Origin of the sequence: Kutzneria kofuensis (assembly GCF_014203355.1) — a bacterium.
Classification (GTDB): Bacteria; Actinomycetota; Actinomycetes; order Mycobacteriales; family Pseudonocardiaceae; genus Kutzneria; species Kutzneria kofuensis.
Genome location: NZ_JACHIR010000001.1, coordinates 4,107,843 through 4,125,712, shown reverse-complemented (window position 1 = coordinate 4,125,712; position 17,870 = coordinate 4,107,843). Strand labels below are relative to the sequence as shown.

Below are 17,870 nucleotides of genomic sequence, written 5' to 3'. Positions count from 1 at the left end.
TCACGCCAACGGCGGGCGCTGAATGTTGCGGATTTCGTCGACGTAGGCGATGGCATCCGCTTCGCGGGGAAAGCGATCGGTAAGAACGTCCGTTAGGTCGCGCGACACCATCGCCAGTGACGGGATGGAACGCCTTCCGGACGCGATTGCACGTTGACCGTGGCTGAGTGCCTCTTCGAGATCGCCTTCGCGTGCGGCGGCCACGCCAAGGGTTATACGCGCCTCGGTTATCCGCATGGGCGAGCGTTCTTCGCCATGTATGTCCGTGCCGAACCGGATCACCTCGTCGGCCAATGCTCGCGCCAACTTGTCTTCGCCGACGTGGCGGTAGCAATCCATCGCGTAGAAGTCGTACTTAGCGGGGTCGACCACGAAGTGGTTCTCAACGTTTTCGGGATAGGGCAACCTGTCGAGCAACAGTCGGCCGCGCTCCAACGCGGCGTTCATGTCGTCTTTCCTGCCCATACGGGCGTAAGCCTTGGCCTGCTGCGCCAGCAGTTGTACGGCGACACTGTGGGGCTGTGCTGCTTCGATCCCAGTTTCGGCCGCGGCGATGACGCCTCGGTAATCATTGGACGTGAGTGCGAACCAGGCGCGCATCTCGTGTGCCCAGCCAACAATACCTGGACTACCGACTTCCAGTCCGATGCGAAGCGCGGACTGTCGAGTTCCCTCGGCCGCGCGTCGGTCGCCAAGGTCGTATTCGAGACATCCGACCAGAAGGGCGAGCCAACCCATGAGCTCAAGCGTCTCGCGGCGTTGAGCGAAGGTGAGCCGGCCGTTCTGAACTTCGACCATTCGGCGCAACCACTGTCGGCCCTCGACGATCAGATTGAGCGGATCTTGTGATGCGTACTCGGAGCACAAACGATCGACCGTCATTCGGAGCCCGGTCAACGCCGCGTCGTTGAGGTCGGAGACTTCGATCCGACTCACGATATCGAACGTCGTCATACCGGTAACAGCAAGAATGTCAGCTGAATCATGGCGTTGCTCTGGCGGGAAGATCGTAGCCGTCACAGTGCCGAGCGCCGCGGCGATCAGCGGTGCATAGACCGGACTCGGCTTGTTGTCGCCACGCTCCCACGCCTTCCAGCGGCGAACGAGGTGATCCGACTCCGGAAGTTCGTCATCGCTGTGCTCCCGCATCCGGGCGACTGCCGCTGTCTGCGAGAGCCCTCGGGCATCGCGCAGGGCCTTGATGCGCCGCGCCCACTCCGGCACTCCGTCGCTCATGACACCTCCAGCGCCCTTGGTTCGCTCTCCTCCAGTCTCCCACTGCGCGGTGGTGACACGGGAGGTGTCGCGCTGGTGATCCGGTCACATCACCGGCCGGCAACGCTGTCACCTGCACTAACACTGCCGAGCACCATGCTGCGAAGCCGATCGTTGGTGACATGACAGCAAACGCAGCACCACCAGACGAATGGGCGACTACCGCGCCCATTTGCAACGCCGAACGACTACCTCGGCTCCAACCGCGCCTCGACAGCGGCCAGCCGTTCCTTGACCGCGCTCAACTCGCGGGTCAGTTCCTCAACCTGCCGTCCGAGATCCGTCGACTGGGTGCGGCGCTCCGGCTGCCTATCGCTGCGGACGAAGGAGCCTTTTCCCTGCCTGGTGACGATGAGGCCCGCGGTTCGCAACTCGCCAAGCGCCCGCTTCACGGTCTCGACAGCCACCTTGTACTGATCCGCAAGCGCCTTGTGCGTAGGCAGCTGCTCGCCCGGCTGCAGAGTTCCGGCGTCGATCGCGGCGCGCAGCCGGGCGGCCACCTGCATGTACGACGGGCTGGAGTCGTCCAGGTCGAGCCGTTCCATGTTGACAAGCATACGAGCTTGGCCATCCGAGCTGTCTTTGCTCCTTTCGCTGCATTGCCCGAGGCATCTAAGACGTCTAAGCTGTCCTTGTTGGCGCTCCGATCCCGCGTCGCGGGAGCGACCGCCGCACAGCAAGAAGCCCCGACCGGTGCTGCAACACCAGCCGGGGCCCGCATCGAAAACTTGGGAGCAACGATGCAGGTTGAGCCTACCCGGCTGTATCGGGTGAAGTTCCTGGCTGAGGCGCTGGATGTCTCGCTGACGACGATCTACCGGGCCGTCGAGTCCGGTGCGCTGCGGGCCGTTCGAGTGGGAACGGGCAAGGGTGCGGTCCGGATCCCGGGCGACGCGTTCCTGGAGTACCTGGCGGCGTGCGAGACCCCGGGCGCGAAGACCGCGCAGCCGGCGGGCGGTGTCCGATGACCGAGCGGCCGAATCTCGCTGGCGGCGTTCCGGTGCAGCGCACCGCCGCCCGTGAACTTGTTCGTACTGCCGCGATGCGCACCGCATTGCAGAAGCGGTCGGCTGGTGTTCCGACGTACTCGGTGTCGGAGGCGGCCGTACTGCTGAGCATCTCGCAGGAGTACCTCTACCGCCTGATCCAGGCCGGTGGATTCCCGGCCGTTCAGCTGCGGATCGGTGGCCGACAGGGCCGGTACGTCGTGCCGGCGAAGGCGGTTGAGCAGCTGCTCAACGACGCGATCGAGACGGCGGAGTGCATCGACGCCGAGACCTGGACCCAGCAGTGGACCGCTCAGCGCGCTGGAGGTGCGGCATGAGTAAGTCGCGAGACCTTCTGTCCGTCGCCTTCGTGGGTGTCGTGATCGGTGCCGCTGGCTGGCTGCTGCGTGGCCTGCCCGCCGGCAAGTTCCCGACGCAGGCGTGGCCCTGGCTGATCACGATCGGTGGCGTCATCGTGCTGCTGGCTCTAATCGCCTCGATCGGGCAGCGGCCCCTGGCCCGTCTCGGTCTGCTCGGTGCTGGTGCGGTCGCTTGGTCGGTGTGGTTCGCGACCGGTGATCTGCCCACCACAACGCCGGGCCGGGAGTACTGGCCGTACCCGCTGGTTATCGGCGGCCTGTTGGTGCTGCTGGCGGTGGCGCGGTGGTGGCACCGCCAGGGCGGTTCGGCTGGCACCGTGAACCGGTGGGCCGCGCGCGGGCGCCGCAACGACGGCGTGGCCTCGGCCTGGTCGATCTTCCGCACGTCGTCGTGGTTCGCCGCCCGCCGCAAGGCGTCGGTGCTGCGGCCAAGCCTGCGTGAGGTGACCTGGTGGCGGCGGCTGCTGGTGCCGATCCGGGAGCTGGCCACCCCGCTGGCCCGGGTCGGGATGCTGCGGATCTGGTCGCCGGTGGAGGACGTGACGCTGCGGATCGGTGGTCCGCGTAGCGGGAAGACCGGTGAACTGGCCGGTCGGATCCTGGACGCCCCGGGCGCGGTGATCGCCACCAGCACCCGCACCGACCTGCTCAACACGACCGGCCCGCTGCGCCGCCGGCTGGGCCCGGTGCACGTGTTCAACCCCAGCGGCATGGGCGGGCTGCCCTCGACCATCACGTTCGACCCGCTGGCTGGCTGCGACAACCCCACCACCGCCACCACCCGGGCCACCGACCTGCTGTCCGGGGTGTCCGCCCCAGGGGCGGGTGGGGATCGGGAGTTCTGGGCCGGGCAGGCCCGCCGCGTGTTGGCCGCGTTGATGCACGCCGCCGCGTTGGGCGGCGCGACGATGCGCGACGTGCTGGCCTGGGTCGCCGACCCGGAGGCGGCTGCCACCGACGTGCAGCGCTGTTTGCGGCGGTCGCCGGAGCCGGCGTTCGAGTCGGACGCGCAGCAGTTCCTGGGCACCAACGACCGCACCCGCTCGTCGATCTGCGCCACGATCATGCCCGCCCTGGGCTGGCTGACCGACTCGACTGCGGCCGCGTCGGCGACCGGCGACGGCTTCGACGTGCAGCAGCTGCTGGACACCCGCGGCACGGTCTACATGCTGGGCGCCGAGGACGGCGTGGTCGCCCCGCTGGTCACCGCGCTGACCGGGCACATCGCGCGGGAGTCCCGGCGGATCGCCGGCACCATGCCGGGCGGCCGGCTGGACCCGCCGCTAACGCTGGCGTTGGACGAAGCGGCGTTGATCTGCCCGATCCCGTTGGACAACTGGACCGCCGACATGGGGGGCCGCAACGTCACGATCCACATCGCGGCGCAGTCGCGGGCGCAGCTGCGGCAGCGGTGGGGCGACACCGGCGCGGCCGCGATCTTGAACAACGTCGCCACGCTGATGATCTTCGGTGGGAGTCGGGACCCGGACGACCTGGGCGCCTACTCGACGTTGACGGGGGACCGGGACGAGAAGGTCGACACGTTCGATGTGGACGGTGACCGCCAGTCGCACACCACGCGTCGGGTGCCGGTGTTGTCGGCCGGGCAGATCGCGCAGTTGCCGTTTGGCCGCGTGGTGATCATCCGTCGGGGGATGGCGCCGGCGATCGGGCGGGTGCAGATGGCGTGGAAGCGCCGCGACGTCAAGGCGTACCAGCGGCAGGTGTGGCGGGCCCGGCTGGCCGCGATCTGGTCGGCCCGCCTCAACGCCTGGATCACGGCCGGGGTGACCGCCAGCGACCATGTGGGCGCGTGGGTGACGGGAATGACCACGCGATGGAGCGCGGCTCGGGCCCGTCGTGCCGCGATGCGCTCCGCCGTGTCCGCTGTGGTCGACGCCGCCGCGACAGCACTGGAGCAGCCGCCGGCCCTGCCGGCCGCGCCGATCAACGAGCAGCCGGTCGACGAGCACGAGGGGAGCCGGTCGCGATGATGCACCTCAACCTGATCGGCCACGAACGGTGGGTCAACGGACACGCCCTGAGCATCAGCGCGGTCACCGTGGGCCTGTCCGACGCCGAGCGGCACGTCTCGTTGAACGTTCCGTTCCACCTCTACGGCCAGACGCGCGTCGCGGCCATCCCCGTGACCGCGCTGTCCGGTGCGACGGTGACGCTGGACCTGGAGCACTGGGAGCTCTACGACCTGGTCGCCGAGCGGCTGATCGGCATGACCTTCAACACCGCGCGGCCGGCGAGCCCGGAGTACATGGCGGTCGCCGAGCGGTACACCCGTGAGGCGCGGCGGCTGCCCAGCACCGACCTGCGCGCGTGGGTGGCGCAGGTGATCGCGCAGGCGGGTGGTCGGCGATGACCACGCTCCTGTTCGAGCAGCCCAACCAGCAGGCAGTCGACGACGAGTTCTTCCGTTATGTGCTGTTGGAGTTCCCGGAGTTCGCGGCCCAAGGACGGCCCGGCGGCGGCGACTGGACCGTCACCGATCTGTTCTGCGGCGCCGGCGGCTCTTCCAGCGGTGCCGAGGCCGTGCCCGGTGTCCGCGTGCGGATGGCAAGCAACCACTGGTCGTTGGCGGTCGAGACCCACAACACGAACATGCCGCACGTCGACCACGACGTGGCCGACATCCACGACGTCGACCCCCGCCGCTACCCACGCACCGACTTCCTGTGGGCCTCGCCCAGCTGCACGTTCTGGTCCGGCGCGCGTGGTGAGCGGCGGGACTTCACCGAGGAGGCCACCCGGCCGACCCTGTTTGACCTCGACAACACCGATGACGAGGACGACGAGAAGCAGGCGCTGCCGGCCGAGGCCAAGCAGCGGTCCCGGGCGCTGATGCACGACGTGCCCCGGTTCGCCGAGCACCACAGGTACCGGGCCGTGATCGTGGAGAACACCCCGGAACTGCTGAAGTGGTGGTACTTCCCCAAGTGGATCGCGAGGATGCGCAAGCTGGGGTACCGGCACAAGGTGCTGACGCTGAACTCGGCGTTCGCGCACAAGCTCGGCGCGCCGGCTCCACAGTTGCGTGACCGCGTGTACGTGGTGTTCTGGTTGGAGAAGTACCGGGACCCGGACTTCGACAAGTGGACCAGGCCGACCGCGTGGTGCCCGACCTGCGACCGGCCGGTCAACGCGATGACGGCGCCCAAGGACCCGCGCCGGCCGTACGGCTCGTACTGGGAGCAGTACACCTACCGCTGCCCGCAGGTCTCGTGTCGGCACGGCATCGTGCACCCGTACACGTTGCCGGCGATCTCCGCGATCGACCTGGGCACGCCGGGCACCCGGATCGGGGACCGCAAGCGGCCGCTGTTCCCGAAGACGATGGCCCGTATCGCCACTGCCCTCAACCAGTTCGGCCCGCAGTCCCAGGTGGACGCGCTGCGCAGCGCGGTGCGACGCTACCTGTTCCTCGTGCCGGCCGAGGGCCGTGACGGCAAGGTGGCCCGCAGCGCGCTGGAGCCGCACCGAGCGCAGACCGCCCGCAACGAGACCGGACTGCTCGTGCCGGCCGGCGGCACCTGGAACGACGACAGCCAGCCCTTGTGGGAGCCGATGCGCACCCGCACGACCCGTGAGTCCGAGGCGCTGGTGCTGGTGCCACTGCGCAACAACAACCGGTCGAAGTCGAGCACGGAGCCGCTGGACACCTTCGCCGCCGGCGGCAACCACCACGGGCTGCTCTCGCTCACGCCGTGGCAGGGCACCGAGGCGGACACCCGGTTGTGGGACCCGAACGTGCTCTACGCCTACGACACCGGCATGTTCCGGTCCCTGCGCGGCCCGTTGCCGACGCAGACCACCGTGGCCGGCGACGCGGTGGTGCAGGCGCTGCCGGACATCAACGACTGCGTGTTCCGAATGATGCTGCCGGACGAGGTCAAGCGCGGCATGGGATTCGCTGCGCAGTTCGTGCTGCTGGGCAACAAGCGGGAACAGGTCCGCATGTGTGGCAACGCGGTCACGCCGCCGATCGCGCGTGACCTGATCGCTGCCGTGGTCGAGGCCATCACCGGAGACGAGGTGCGAACGGCATGACCGAGATCATGACGTGCGTCCTGTGTGGACGCCGAGGTGTACGGGACTTCGAGCCGGTGCCGGGCGTCTATTACGAGTCCGCCGATGCGCCGCGTGAGGTGCAGTGCGCGAACCGGGATGCCTGCGAGCGTCGCCAGCGCGAGACCGCCGAGGAGGCCAAGCCGACCGAGCAGGAGTTCGCCACGGCCGCGTCGGTGGCCGGCCTGGCCCGTGAGGTCGAGGCGCTGCGCCGGATCGTGCAGCCGATGCACGGCCTGGCCGCGCAGGTCGAGGACTTGGCCCGGGTGGTGGGGGAGTTGGCCGAGCAGGTGCAGGCCAAGATCCGCCGGCCGAAGCCGACGCCGGCGCCGTCCTGGTTGGACATGCCGCAGGACTTCGCCGCTGCCAACGGCTTGTTGCGGGACCTGTCGGAGTGGATGGGGGAGGTGTACCTGCGCTATGCCGACGCCGCCAAGGGTCTGCCGGACTGCTGGTTGTGGCACCCCGACGTGGTCGAGGAGCTGCTGTGGCTGATGGCCTCCTGGTGCCTGGCCTACCGGGCGGAGGACGCGACGGTGAACCGGGCGGGGGACTGGCACGACCGGTACCGGCCGGGTGTGGTGCGGCGAATCAAGCAGATCGTGGGCACGTGCTCCCTGGAGAACCACCTGCCGCGCGGCGCCCAGCAGCAGTCTCAGCCGGTGGTGCCGGTGGCCGAGGCGATGGAGCCGATCGCGGCGTGGTGGGCGATGCGTCGTGGTGAGCCCGCGCCGGAGCCGAGCGAGCGCAACTTGGAGCAGGCGAGCACCCGGCATGGCTGGGGAGGTGGCAGGCGATGAACGGCGAGTTCGAGGGGCGGACCGGCCCGCGGTGGGCCGAGCTCCGCAGGCGCGATCCCGTGTGGGCCGACCAGATCCTGGCGGACGCGGACGCTTTGGCTCCGCACGATCGGAGCCTGCGCGGGGAGCTGCTCCGCAGGCAGGCCGCCAGTATCCGTAGTGAAGCGGCGGCCGAGTTCAACGTCGGTGACGTCGTACGCAATCGCCGCACCGGAGCGACGTTGACGGTGACCGAACCCGTGTCGGATTGGTCGGCGCAGTACTACGAGCCCGTCGTTCCCGAGGCTCCACCGAGCAGCGTCGGCCAGACAGAGACGATCGACCGGCAAGGGCCCGACCCGTGGCGGCCGGTCGCGGCAGAACCGGCCGACGCAACCAGCCGTACCATGCCCAGCCCAGACGCGGACTCTGACACGGTGGTGGATCCGTTCGGGTCGCAGGATTCCGCGTTCTGGCGGGAGTGGCGGGAGCAGCAGTCGGCACGACTTGAGGCAATGCGGCCTGAATTTGAGGCCGAGTTGGACGCCGTGATCGAAGCCGAGGCAGATGTCATCTGGCCACACCAATTGGAGTCGGGAGACGGCCACCGCGTGAGGGCTGCCAGCCACATCGACGACGAGGCTGTATCGGTCGAGGGGCCTGATCCGTGGCGACCTCCGCATGCGGTGCCCGCCACCAGGTCTACAGCCGACGCCGATGCGGATGCGACCGTGGCGATCTGCGCCCGTGTTGAGCAGCTGCCGGAGGGCATGATCACTGATGCCGATCTGGCCCGTGTCGGGGTGACGCCCGAGCAGTTCTCCCGGCTGGCCGACGCCAGCGCGGAACTCCAGGCCGAGCAGTGGCGTGCCGAGTACGCGGCCGAGCAGGCGTGGGAGGCGCGGTGGCGCGCGCGCTGTGCGGTCGAGCGTGCCGGCGAGGCCGTGCGTGAGCTGCACGAGTTGGCCGATGCCCAGGTGGAGGCCGATGTGGCCGAGGAGGCCAGCACAGAGCAGTTGGCCCGGTGGCAGGCCGAGGACCTGGCCGCCGAGGAGTCCCTCCGGGAAGCCGACCGCGTGCTGGCGGGGGAGGTGCTGGGCGATGCTTGATCGGCTGATCAGGTTGTGGCAGGGCAATCCGCTGCTGGTGACCGCCGCCGGCGCGGCTGTGGCCGTCGTCGTGCTGGTCGTCGTGGTCGTGGTGCTGCGGCGGCTGGTTCGGGCTCTGGCCGCCGCGGTTGCGCGTCGTCGCGGTGAGGACCCGACGTCGGGTGCGCCGCTGTTCTACGTGGTCGCTTGCATGTCGACCGGGGTGTCGGTGAACACGTCGTGGCGGTTTTTCGGGGAGCGGCTGCACATCACCGACGTGCCCGAGCGCGTGGTGATGTTCGCGGTGCTGGAGGCCGCGTTCGTCGCGTGCGCCTACGGGATGCGCGCCAATGTGCGCCAGCCGGACGGGCAGCCGGGCGCGCCGCGCGCGGTCGCGTGGATGTTGACGGTGCTCTCGGCGTACATGGCGATCGCGGAGTCCGACTTCTGGGAGGGCATCGCCCGCGTGGCGCTCGGCCCGGTGCTGGGCATCGTGGCGTTGCACCTGGCTCTCGGGGTGGAAATCCGCCACGCCTCGCCGTCAGCGTCGACCGGGTGGGCACAGCTGGTCAAGGAGATGCGCGAGCGCGTGCTGTCGCGGTTCGGGCTGGCCAACGACGACCGGGACGCGGCCACGAGGACTCGGCACCGGGCGGCGGTGCGGGCCGCCCGCTTGGCCGCCGCCGAAGGTGGCCGGTTCCGGCAGCAGCGGCTGGCCCGCGCGGTGCGGGTGGCCGGCGTCGCCTACGACCAGGACGCCCGGGAGCGGATGTTGGCGGAGCTGGCGGCGTTGAAGAGCTTGGACGCGTTGACCAAGCTGACGCCGCCGTCGCCGTGGGAGCCGGCTACCGGCAACGCTCGACCGCGCTCGGGGAACGGCGTGGCGCGCGGGGCAACGCGAGTGGACGCGTTCCGTACGGCCGGGGGAGTAGACGAGGCGTCCACGGTGTCTAACGACGAGCAGCGTCCAACTGTTCAGCCGGTAGTTGTCCACGGCGGTGTTCAGCCGTCGGGGCCGTCGGCGAGCGGTGACCGTCCAATGCCGTCGAGCGCGCGGTCGGCGCGGTGGTTGCCGCTGCCGGTCGGGACGGACGGTGAACACGAGGCGTCGCCGCACGCGGGCGCACTGGCGAAGGACCGGGCGCGGGCTGCCGCCCGCCGACATGCCGCCGCCCATGGCGGCCAGCTGCCCACCGTCTCGGAGCTGATGGCCCTGGCGGGCACCTCGCGCGGCACCGCCGGCAACGCGCTCAAGGAGCTCCGAGAGCAACCCGGTCAGCTCCAGATCGTGCACGACATCGAGCAAGCGAGCACCCAGTCATGATCACGACCACCCCACATCTCAGCACCATCAGCTCACCAGTCACCATCACCAGTCAGTCACCTATCAATCACTCTCAGTATCAAGAACCCACCACCAAAGAACGTGCACACCTAGGCATCACGATCCGAAGGTGTGGCGCGCCGGCGTTGCCGGCGACGCCGGGCGCGGCCACCGCGCCCTTGGTGTTGATCTTCGCGGTGTCGTTTTCGAGCACGGGTGTGGGGTGGTCGTGGTGCTGAGCATCGCCACCGGCTACTCGCCGAAGTACCTGACCGAGCAGGTCGCCGCCGGGCGGGAGAACTACTACACGGGCGCGGTCGCCGACGGGGAGCCGCCGGGCCGCTGGCACGGCGCCGGGGCCGAGGCGCTGGGCCTGACCGGGCTGGTCGACGAGCAGGACATGACCGCGGTGTACGAGCGGTTCATCGACCCGCGTGACCCGGCGTTCAAGGACCCGTCCAAGTGGACGGAGGCGTCCACGCTTGGACACACCGGGCGTAAGTACTTGTCTGAGGACGAGTTGTACAACGCGGCGTTGGACGCCGAGCCGAACGCCAGCGCTGAACGCCGCGCCGAGCTCCGGTTGGACGCGTCCAAGCGGGCCCGCCGGAACGTCCCGTTCTTGGACGCGACGTTCAGCGTCCAGAAGTCGGTCACCGTGCTGCACGCCGCGTTCGAGGCCCAGGAGGTGCGGGCCGGCAACGCCGCGCGGCAGGCGGCCGAGTTGGCGGACGCCGACCCGGACCAGGCCGAGGTGTGGCAGCGCCGCCGCGCTGACGCCGAGCGGGCCGTGCAGTCCTGGGCGGCGCACAAGCAGGCGGTCGAGGACGCGATCTGGGCCGGCAACCGCGCCGCCCTGGACTACCTGGCCGAGCACGCCGGCTATGTGCGGATCGGGCACCACGGCGGAGCCGCGGGCCGGTTCGCCGACGCGCACGACTGGGTGGTGGCCTCGTTCTTCCAGCACGACTCCCGCGAGCACGACCCGCAGCTGCACATCCACAACGCGATCCTCAACCGCGTCCAAGGCCCGGACGGGGTGTGGCGGACGCTGGACTCCAAAGGGATCCACAAGTTCCGAGGCGCGGCCGCCGCCGTGGGCGAGCGGACGATGGAAGAACACCTCACCCGTGCCCTCGGGGTGCAGTTCGCGACCCGCCCGGACGGCAAGGCCCGCGAGGTCGTGGGGGTGGCGCCGGAGGTGATGGAGCTGTTCAGCTCCCGCCGCCGCGCGATCACCCGCCGCACCGCCGAGTTGGTGCAGGCGTTCGAGACGAAGTTCGGGCGCGCCCCGAACACGCTGGAGCTGGACCGGTTGCAGCGCCAAGCCACGTTCGCCACGCGCAAGGCGAAGTCGCACGACGGGGAGACCGTCGAGCAGCGCCTGGAGCGCTGGGACCGGGAGTTGCGCGCCGAGGTCGCCGGCGGCCTCGCGGGCGTCGCCCGCCAGGTGCTCAACCAGTCCGGGCAGCAGCGGGAGCCGCAGCGCTGGTCGCGGGACGCGGTGATCGAGACCGCGTTGGCCGACGTGCAGTCGAAGAAAGCCGCCTGGACGGCGCCGGACCTGACCCGCGCGATCAGCGACGCCCTGCCCGACCACCTGGGTTCCCTCACCGGGCGGCAGATCACGGAGCTGTTGGACGGGCTGACCATGGAGGCGTTGAAGTCGGCGGTGGCGTTGGACGCCGACCGCCCGGGCGATGACGTGATCCCGCGCGAGTTGCGGCTGGCCAACGGCCAGTCCTCGTTCCAGGCCCCTGGACAGCAGTTGTACGCCACCGCCGCGCACGTGCGCAGCGAGCGGGCGCTGCTGGCCGCCACCGTGAAGCGGGACGCGCCGGCGCTGTCGTCGGTCTCGGTGGACGCGTTCGTCACCGGGTTGGCCGAGACCGGGATCGAGCTCGGCGTGGACCAGGCGGCCGCGGTGCGCGGCGTGCTCACGTCCGGCGCGAACGTGGAGAGCCTGGTCGGCCCGGCCGGGACGGGGAAGTCCTTCGTGGTCGGTGCCCTCGCGAAGGCATGGCAGGACCCCGCGTTGTGGGACGGCCAGCAGCGGCGCGTGATCGGCCTGGCGTCCAGCCAGGTCGCCAGCGAAGTGCTGGCTGGGGAAGGAGTCTCCGCCCGCAACATCGCGCAGTGGCTGGGCGTTCAGCACCGCATCGGCCAAGGCCGCGCCAGCGAGCAGGACCGCGAGTGGCAGTTGCGCAACGGGGACCTGGTGGTGGTCGACGAGTCGGCGATGGCCAACACCGCCGACCTCGCGGTGATCCACCGGCACGTCACCACCGCCGGCGCGAAGCTGCTGCTCACCGGAGACCACCGGCAGTTGGCCGCAGTCGGCGCGGCCGGCGGCATGGAACTGTTGGCGCAAGCCGGCGCGAGCTACGAGCTGGCAGAGGCCCGCCGGTTCTCCGCCGGGTGGGAGCGGATCGCTTCTTTGCGGCTGCGCTCCGGGGACGCCACCGTGTTGAAGCGATACCACAAGCAGGGCCGTCTGATCGATGGCGGCAGCACCGAGGACGCCGAAGCCTCCGCGACCCGCGCGTGGCTCGCGGACACCTTGGGCGGCCGCCACTCGCTGCTGATCGTCGACAGCAACGAGCAGGCCGCCCGACTGTCGGCGAGCATCCGCGCCGAGCTGGTACGCCTGGGCAAGGTCACCGAAACCGGGGTGCCGCTGGCCGCCCAAGGCACCTACGCCGGGGTCGGTGACCTGGTGCAGGCCCGCCGCAACGGCTGGCATCTGGCCGGCTACGCCGGCAACCGGCGCGGCCCGATCAACCGCGAGCAGTACCGCGTGGTGGAGACCCGGGAGGACGGAAGCATGGTCGTCGCGCGCCTGCTCGGGCGCGGCCCGGCCGGCGAGCAACTCGGCGACCGGATGACGCTGCCCGCCTCCTACGTGGCCGAGCACCTCACCCTGGGCTACGCCTCCACCGTGCACTCGGCGCAGGGCATGACGGTGGACACCTGCCACACGGTGGTCACCGCGGGCACGGCCGCGAGCGCGCTGTATGTGGGGATGAGCCGCGGCCGGCACGGCAACACCGCGCACGTCACCACCGTGACCCGCCCCGCTGACGAGGCGGACGGCTCAGCGAAGGACGAGGTGCGGCGGACACCGGAGGCGGTGTTGGCCGCGACGTTGGAGGCGGCCGCGCCGGAGCAGTCGGCGTTGGCCACCGCTGTGGAGTCCACAAGGGAAGCCGGCAACATTCGGACACCGGCGGAGTTGCTGGCCTACGCCAGTGAGCTGGCGACTGCCGATCGGACCGTGCGGTGGCTGGACGAGCTGGTCGACGAGGGCCACCTGTCGCAGGAGGACCGGGCCCGGCTGGCCGCCGAGGACAGCGGACCCGCGCTGGGCCGCCTGCTGCGTCGCGCCGAGCTGGCCGGGCACGACCCGCGCCGAGTGCTGGCCGACGCGGTCACCGAGCGGTCGCTGGACGGGGCCCGGCAGCTCACGCACGTGATCCACCACCGGATCACCGCGGCGGTGACGCTGGACCCGCGCGGGAATCGGTTCGCCGACTGGGCTCCGAAGGTGGAGGACCCGGAATGGCAGCGCTACGTGGACACCCTCGCCGCCGCGGCCGACGCCCGCCGTGTCGAGTTGGGCAACCAGGCTGCTGCGCAGCCGCCGCAGTGGGCGGTGGAGGCGTTCGGCCCGCTGCCGGAGGACCCGCGCGAGCGCGCGGTGTGGACGAGCAAGGCGGCGACGGTGGCCACGCACCGGGAGCTGGTCGGGCACGACGACCCGGCCGACGCGTTGGGCCCGGCACCCAAGCCGGGCCAGGTTGAGGCGTACGCGTCGTGGCGCGCGGCCTGGCGCGCGTTGGGCCGGCCGGAGGCCGACAGGGACGAGCTGGAGATGAGCGACGGCCAGCTGCGGCTGCGGATCCGTGCCCACGCGCGGGAGGAGGCGTGGGCCCCGCGGTATGTGGCCAACGAGCTGGCCGGCACCCGCCAGGCCATCGCCCAGCAGCGGCAGCAGGCCGCGCTGCGCCACGCCGAGGCCGCCGGCATCGAGGACGAGCAGCAGCGCGAGCAGGTGGAGCGGGAGGCCGCCGAGGCGGAGGCACTGGCCGAGGCGCTGGAGCAGCGCGCCGCGCAGCTGGCCGAGGTCGACTACGCGCGGGCGCAGTGGCTGGCGCACACCGCCGAGACGCGCGCCGCGAAGGACCGGGCGCAGGCGGAGCTGTCCGCGCGGCACGCCGAGTCCGGGCACGTCGACGAGTTCGTGACGGCTGAGGAGTGGCTGGCGGCCCACCACGAGGCGATGTCGGCCGAGGACCCGCACCGCGAGGTCACCGACGAGCACGACCTGGCCGACGTCACGGCCGAGCGCGCCGAGGACCTGGCCGCGGTCGAGCCGGTCCCGAACGAGGATGCGGCCGAGACGGGCGTGCCGGACCTGCGGGAGATCGCCGCGACCGAGCCAGCCCCGATCAAGGAGGACACGGTCCGGGTGCCCAGCGCGGAGGAGACCGCGCACGCGATCACGCAGGCGCAGCGGGCCCTGGCGGAGATCGCGGCCCGCCAGGCCGACGACCACGAGCGTGCCGCCGAGGACGCCTACACCGAGCAGGTCACCCGCTGGCACGCCGACGACCAGACCGCCGAGCTGGACGCCGCGGCGCAGCGGGCGGTGGAGGACGAGCCGACCCTGGACATGGCGGCGCGCCGTGGGTAGCCGGGGGATCGCCCGTCAGCGGGCGGTGTGGACGTCAGTGCCGGTTGGGCCGGTAGGTGTAGAGCTGTTCTGTTGGGCCGGCCTGCGCGCCGAGCTCGCGCTGGGTCTGGTCGATCAGGGCGACCAGGCCACGGTTGCGCTGGGCGTGGGCGGCCGCGTCGATTCGGGCTTGGGCACGGGCCTCGGGCAGCGAGCAGCGCGGGTCGGCCAGCAACTCGCGGAGGAAGTCGTCTTCGGTCAGGGCCGTGCCGTCCGGATGCCGGCGCGGCACCGGGATCGGGGATGCGGCGTTGGTGGCGCCGGCCAGCCACAGCAGCGTCCGCCACGTGCTGTGGGCCCACTTGGGGTTGGTCGCTTGCGGCGGCAGGTAGGGCACGCCGGACTGGGCGGCGAGCAGCTCCAGGGGTGGGCAGGGGCCGTCGGGATCCATCACCGCGACGGCGGCCCACTGCTCGAACTGGGCCGCGCCAGCGGACACCGGCTGGGTGTCCCGCTCGGTGATCGGCGCGGGCCGCCCGCCGCGCACCCACGCCAGGGTGGCGACGATGCCCGCGGTCGCCGGGGTGTCCTGCTCACGGAACACGCGGTACGACAACCAGTGCAGGTCGTCGACCTGCGCCTTGGTTGGCTTGACCCACTCCGGTGTCACCGGCTTCCACCACGACGTCATCGACCGAGTATCAGCCCGGGGACTAGCCATCTCGCGTCACGCGCGGGGGTGGGTTCGCGCTCAAGGCCGCGCCGGCCATGTGAAGGGATGAAGGTGCCTCCCTTCGGTCGGCCCTGTTCTTTTCGTGGCCCGGCTTAGCACGGCCCGTCTCCCCGTCAAGGGGTCCAAAACATCTTGGCCGCGAAAAGCGTGCGTCCAAGATCTTTCGGCCTGATCCCTTGACGGCGAGCCTCTCGGGCCGCGCGCGGCGCCTTTAAGGGCGACGGGCACAGCCGTCGCCCCGCCTATCGGGCCACGAACAACCACCCCGACCCAGGCGGAACCACCGTCCACACGGGAGGCACGAGAGATGGCCCAAAACAAGGAGATCAGCCGCTACCAGGTCGCGCTGACGGTGTTCGTGATCGCTGAAGGACTGGACGAACGCGACGCCCAGCACGTCGCCAGGCAAGCCGTGGCCGAGGCGCTGGACACCCCCGACGGTGTGCTGGTGCTCGCCGCGGCCCGGCCCCGCGCCGTCGAGGTCACGAGCGTGATGCCCATCGCTGCCGCGTTCACCGCCGGCCACCTGACCGTTCAGCCGAACACCACCAGCAGGCACTGACCGCGAAGGGAGCCGGCACCGTGGCGACGATCGAGGACAAGGCGCTGATCGAGTTCGAGTCGCAGGTCGTGACCGACACCCGCGAGTACCTGGCCTACGGCATCCAGGCCCACTACCTCGCTGAGTCCCGGCAGTCGGGGTGGTTCCCGACCAGCAGCGCCGACGAGCACATCGTTGAGGACCTCGCCACGGCGACCGACCCTCGGGCTCAGCAGCTGCGCGACCGGTTCGCCGCCGACGGTGTGAGCGAGGACTTCCGCGCCGGGCTGCTGTTCGCCGTCCAGCTCATCCGCGACTTCGACCACGAGTACTGACCCGCACCCGGGCCGGCCGCCTCCCGCGCGGGGGCGGCCAGCCCAAGGCCCTCAGGGGAGGCATGTCATGAGCAGGATTCACAGCCGCGTCACCGAGGCGATCCACGCCGGCATGATCGCGGGCATCACCGCACAGCTCAACCAGCTCGGCCAGGCGGCCGGATGCGCCCCGCTGACCTGGTCGATCCGACTGGAGGACTGGCACATCAGCGGGCAAGCCGGCGCCGAGTACTCCGACGACGAGGCGGCCGAGGCGCTGGAGGCGTGGGCCGACCTGCTTGGTCTCACCGCCCACTCGCTGGCGGTTGCCGGCACCGACACCTACCACGGCCTGGTCGACGGCGTGGACATCGAGCTGTGGGGCGTGACTGACCGGGACGCGTTCGAGCAGGACACCGCACCCGCCGAGGATCGGCCATGAGCGGCGACGAGTTCATGGCCCGCGGGCTGTGTGCCCAGACCGATCCCGAGGCGTTCTTCCCGGCCAAGGGCGGACCCACCCGCGACGCCAAGCGGATCTGCCAGGGCTGCGACGTGAAGCCGGAGTGCCTGGCCTACGCCCTGTCCCACGACGAGCGCCACGGCGTCTGGGGAGGACTGTCCGAACGGGAGCGCCGCAAGCTTCGCCGCGACCGGAACCTGCCAAGCCGCGCTCAGCTGCGCGACGCCGACAAGCGCGACACCGCCCGCCGCATGCACGCCACCGGCAGCACCAGGGCCGAGATCGCCCGGACCCTGCACACCGACTTCCGCCGGGTCAACGCCTACCTCAGCGACCCGCAGACCGACCACCCAGCAGCGAGCTAGACGACCAGCCGCCGACGGCGAGCCCTGACCGCAGGGTCGCGCAAGGGAGCCCACGTCATGAACCCGTTCGACCCGACCACGCCCTCTGCTCAACCGATCCTGCCGTTCACCGCATCGCTGGAGGGCTGGACCACCGGCAGCCCCGACGACTGGCCGAACACCGTCACCGTCAGCACGATCAGCGTGCAGGCGTCCGACACGGAGCCCGACGGCGAGGACGTCTACTACGCCGACAGCCACGGCGAGCGCGAACTGGTGGAGATCGACACCAACTACAAGGCCACCCGCACCGGCCAGCACCCTGTGCGGCTCACCCGCACCGACGCCATCCAGCTGGCCGTGTACCTGTTGCAGGCCACCGAGGACACCTTCCACTACGGCCGCCGCGGGCCGCTGCGGAGCCGGGAAGCCGCCGAGCTGTTGCGTGCCGTCGAGGAGATCGACTTCGCGCTGTCCGACCTGCGCAGTCACGCCCTTAGTGACCTGTTGCGCGACGCCGCCGTGGACCCCGACGACCAGCCCCAGGCCATCGACGGTGACACCGCGAATACCGACGCAACCGAGCCCACACCGACCAGCAGCGACCCGAGCGAAGCGGGCGCCCTGCGGGAAGTGTTCTCCGCCGAGTTCGCCGCGCAGGTGCACGGCAGTGACGCGTTCGGGGCGCTGGTCTATCGGATCCAGGAGTGTGCCGCAGCTACTGGTCTGTCGCCCGTGGAGGTGCTGCAGGCGTTGGATGCCGATGACCGGGCGTTCGCGTTGCGTGCTCAGGACCCCGCCGCGTTCCTCGCGGCCAAGGTCCGCGAGCTGAACACGTCCGGCTGAGCCCTCGGTGATCCCCGAGACCTGGTGTTTCGGGGGTTGCCGGGCCTA

Annotated in this window: 17 protein-coding genes and 1 pseudogene; 14 read left to right on the top strand and 4 right to left on the bottom strand. The window is 70.7% G+C overall.

Translation table 11 applies throughout. From position 1 onward, the window contains the following. Both BJ998_RS19050 and BJ998_RS19045 read right to left on the bottom strand, forming a co-directional pair. A complete protein-coding gene (locus BJ998_RS19050; RefSeq protein WP_221338060.1) occupies nucleotides 1-1,236 on the bottom strand; it encodes a helix-turn-helix domain-containing protein in 1,236 nt (411 codons plus the stop codon). A gap of 227 nt (nucleotides 1,237-1,463) precedes the next feature. Beyond that, the gene (locus tag BJ998_RS19045; RefSeq protein WP_184863506.1) at nucleotides 1,464-1,820 is read right to left on the bottom strand and encodes a GntR family transcriptional regulator; all 357 of its coding nucleotides are present in this window, start codon (nucleotides 1,818-1,820) and stop codon (nucleotides 1,464-1,466) included. 195 nt (nucleotides 1,821-2,015) lie between these two features. Between BJ998_RS19045 and BJ998_RS19040 the strand changes: the two genes are divergently transcribed. Genes BJ998_RS19040 through BJ998_RS19005 form a run of 8 tightly spaced genes read left to right on the top strand, consistent with a single transcriptional unit; the run spans nucleotide 2,016 to nucleotide 9,909 of the window. Continuing rightward, the gene (locus tag BJ998_RS19040; RefSeq protein WP_246488620.1) at nucleotides 2,016-2,243 is read left to right on the top strand and encodes a helix-turn-helix domain-containing protein; all 228 of its coding nucleotides are present in this window, start codon (nucleotides 2,016-2,018) and stop codon (nucleotides 2,241-2,243) included. Then, entirely contained in the window at nucleotides 2,240-2,599 is a 360-nt protein-coding gene (locus BJ998_RS19035) for a helix-turn-helix domain-containing protein (RefSeq protein ID WP_221338059.1), read from the top strand. The genes BJ998_RS19040 and BJ998_RS19035 overlap by 4 nt, the downstream gene beginning before the upstream one ends. Further along, on the top strand, nucleotides 2,596-4,635 hold the full coding sequence (locus BJ998_RS19030) for a type IV secretory system conjugative DNA transfer family protein (RefSeq protein WP_184863504.1): 2,040 nt from the start codon (nucleotides 2,596-2,598) through the stop codon (nucleotides 4,633-4,635). Before BJ998_RS19035 ends, BJ998_RS19030 begins: the two co-directional genes overlap by 4 nt. Then, a complete protein-coding gene (locus tag BJ998_RS19025) occupies nucleotides 4,632-5,015 on the top strand; it encodes a hypothetical protein (protein ID WP_184863502.1) in 384 nt (127 codons plus the stop codon). The genes BJ998_RS19030 and BJ998_RS19025 overlap by 4 nt, the downstream gene beginning before the upstream one ends. After that, nucleotides 5,012-6,700, top strand: coding sequence for a DNA cytosine methyltransferase (locus BJ998_RS19020; protein WP_184863500.1), 1,689 nt, complete (start codon nucleotides 5,012-5,014; stop codon nucleotides 6,698-6,700). Before BJ998_RS19025 ends, BJ998_RS19020 begins: the two co-directional genes overlap by 4 nt. After that, nucleotides 6,697-7,518: a hypothetical protein gene (locus tag BJ998_RS19015; protein ID WP_184863498.1), complete on the top strand. Its 822-nt coding sequence runs from the start codon at nucleotides 6,697-6,699 to the stop codon at nucleotides 7,516-7,518. Before BJ998_RS19020 ends, BJ998_RS19015 begins: the two co-directional genes overlap by 4 nt. Beyond that, nucleotides 7,515-8,606 (top strand): cell envelope integrity TolA family protein, encoded by a 1,092-nt coding sequence (locus BJ998_RS19010; protein ID WP_184863496.1) that lies wholly within the window; start codon nucleotides 7,515-7,517, stop codon nucleotides 8,604-8,606. Before BJ998_RS19015 ends, BJ998_RS19010 begins: the two co-directional genes overlap by 4 nt. Further along, the gene (locus BJ998_RS19005; RefSeq protein ID WP_184863494.1) at nucleotides 8,599-9,909 is read left to right on the top strand and encodes a hypothetical protein; all 1,311 of its coding nucleotides are present in this window, start codon (nucleotides 8,599-8,601) and stop codon (nucleotides 9,907-9,909) included. The genes BJ998_RS19010 and BJ998_RS19005 overlap by 8 nt, the downstream gene beginning before the upstream one ends. 79 nt (nucleotides 9,910-9,988) lie before the next feature. Here BJ998_RS19005 and BJ998_RS48645 read toward each other — a convergent pair whose 3' ends face one another. Next, a complete protein-coding gene (locus BJ998_RS48645; protein WP_281392969.1) occupies nucleotides 9,989-10,123 on the bottom strand; it encodes a hypothetical protein in 135 nt (44 codons plus the stop codon). Nucleotides 10,124-10,141: 18 nt separating this feature from the next. Between BJ998_RS48645 and mobF the strand changes: the two genes are divergently transcribed. Then, nucleotides 10,142-14,602, top strand: coding sequence for a MobF family relaxase (mobF, locus tag BJ998_RS19000; protein WP_312890200.1), 4,461 nt, complete (start codon nucleotides 10,142-10,144; stop codon nucleotides 14,600-14,602). A 34-nt stretch (nucleotides 14,603-14,636) separates the two neighbouring features. Here mobF and BJ998_RS18995 read toward each other — a convergent pair whose 3' ends face one another. Further along, the gene (locus tag BJ998_RS18995; RefSeq protein ID WP_184863490.1) at nucleotides 14,637-15,272 is read right to left on the bottom strand and encodes a hypothetical protein; all 636 of its coding nucleotides are present in this window, start codon (nucleotides 15,270-15,272) and stop codon (nucleotides 14,637-14,639) included. 349 nt (nucleotides 15,273-15,621) lie between these two features. Here BJ998_RS18995 and BJ998_RS18990 point away from each other — a divergent pair, with 349 nt between their 5' ends. From BJ998_RS18990 to BJ998_RS18970, 5 genes and pseudogenes are all read left to right on the top strand, one after another. Continuing rightward, nucleotides 15,622-15,876 carry a hypothetical protein gene (locus BJ998_RS18990; protein ID WP_184863488.1) on the top strand — a complete coding sequence of 85 codons (255 nt, stop codon included), beginning with the start codon at nucleotides 15,622-15,624 and terminating at the stop codon, nucleotides 15,874-15,876. Nucleotides 15,877-15,896: 20 nt separating this feature from the next. Next, a complete protein-coding gene (locus BJ998_RS18985; protein ID WP_184863486.1) occupies nucleotides 15,897-16,190 on the top strand; it encodes a hypothetical protein in 294 nt (97 codons plus the stop codon). 67 nt (nucleotides 16,191-16,257) lie between these two features. Continuing rightward, nucleotides 16,258-16,611: a hypothetical protein gene (locus BJ998_RS18980; protein WP_184863484.1), complete on the top strand. Its 354-nt coding sequence runs from the start codon at nucleotides 16,258-16,260 to the stop codon at nucleotides 16,609-16,611. A gap of 20 nt (nucleotides 16,612-16,631) precedes the next feature. Beyond that, nucleotides 16,632-16,820: pseudogene (locus tag BJ998_RS47575) on the top strand (WhiB family transcriptional regulator); the annotation flags it as partial. A gap of 234 nt (nucleotides 16,821-17,054) precedes the next feature. Further along, complete coding sequence (locus BJ998_RS18970) at nucleotides 17,055-17,822, top strand: hypothetical protein (RefSeq protein ID WP_184863480.1); 768 nt, start codon at nucleotides 17,055-17,057, stop codon at nucleotides 17,820-17,822. Nucleotides 17,823-17,870 lie beyond the last annotated feature (48 nt).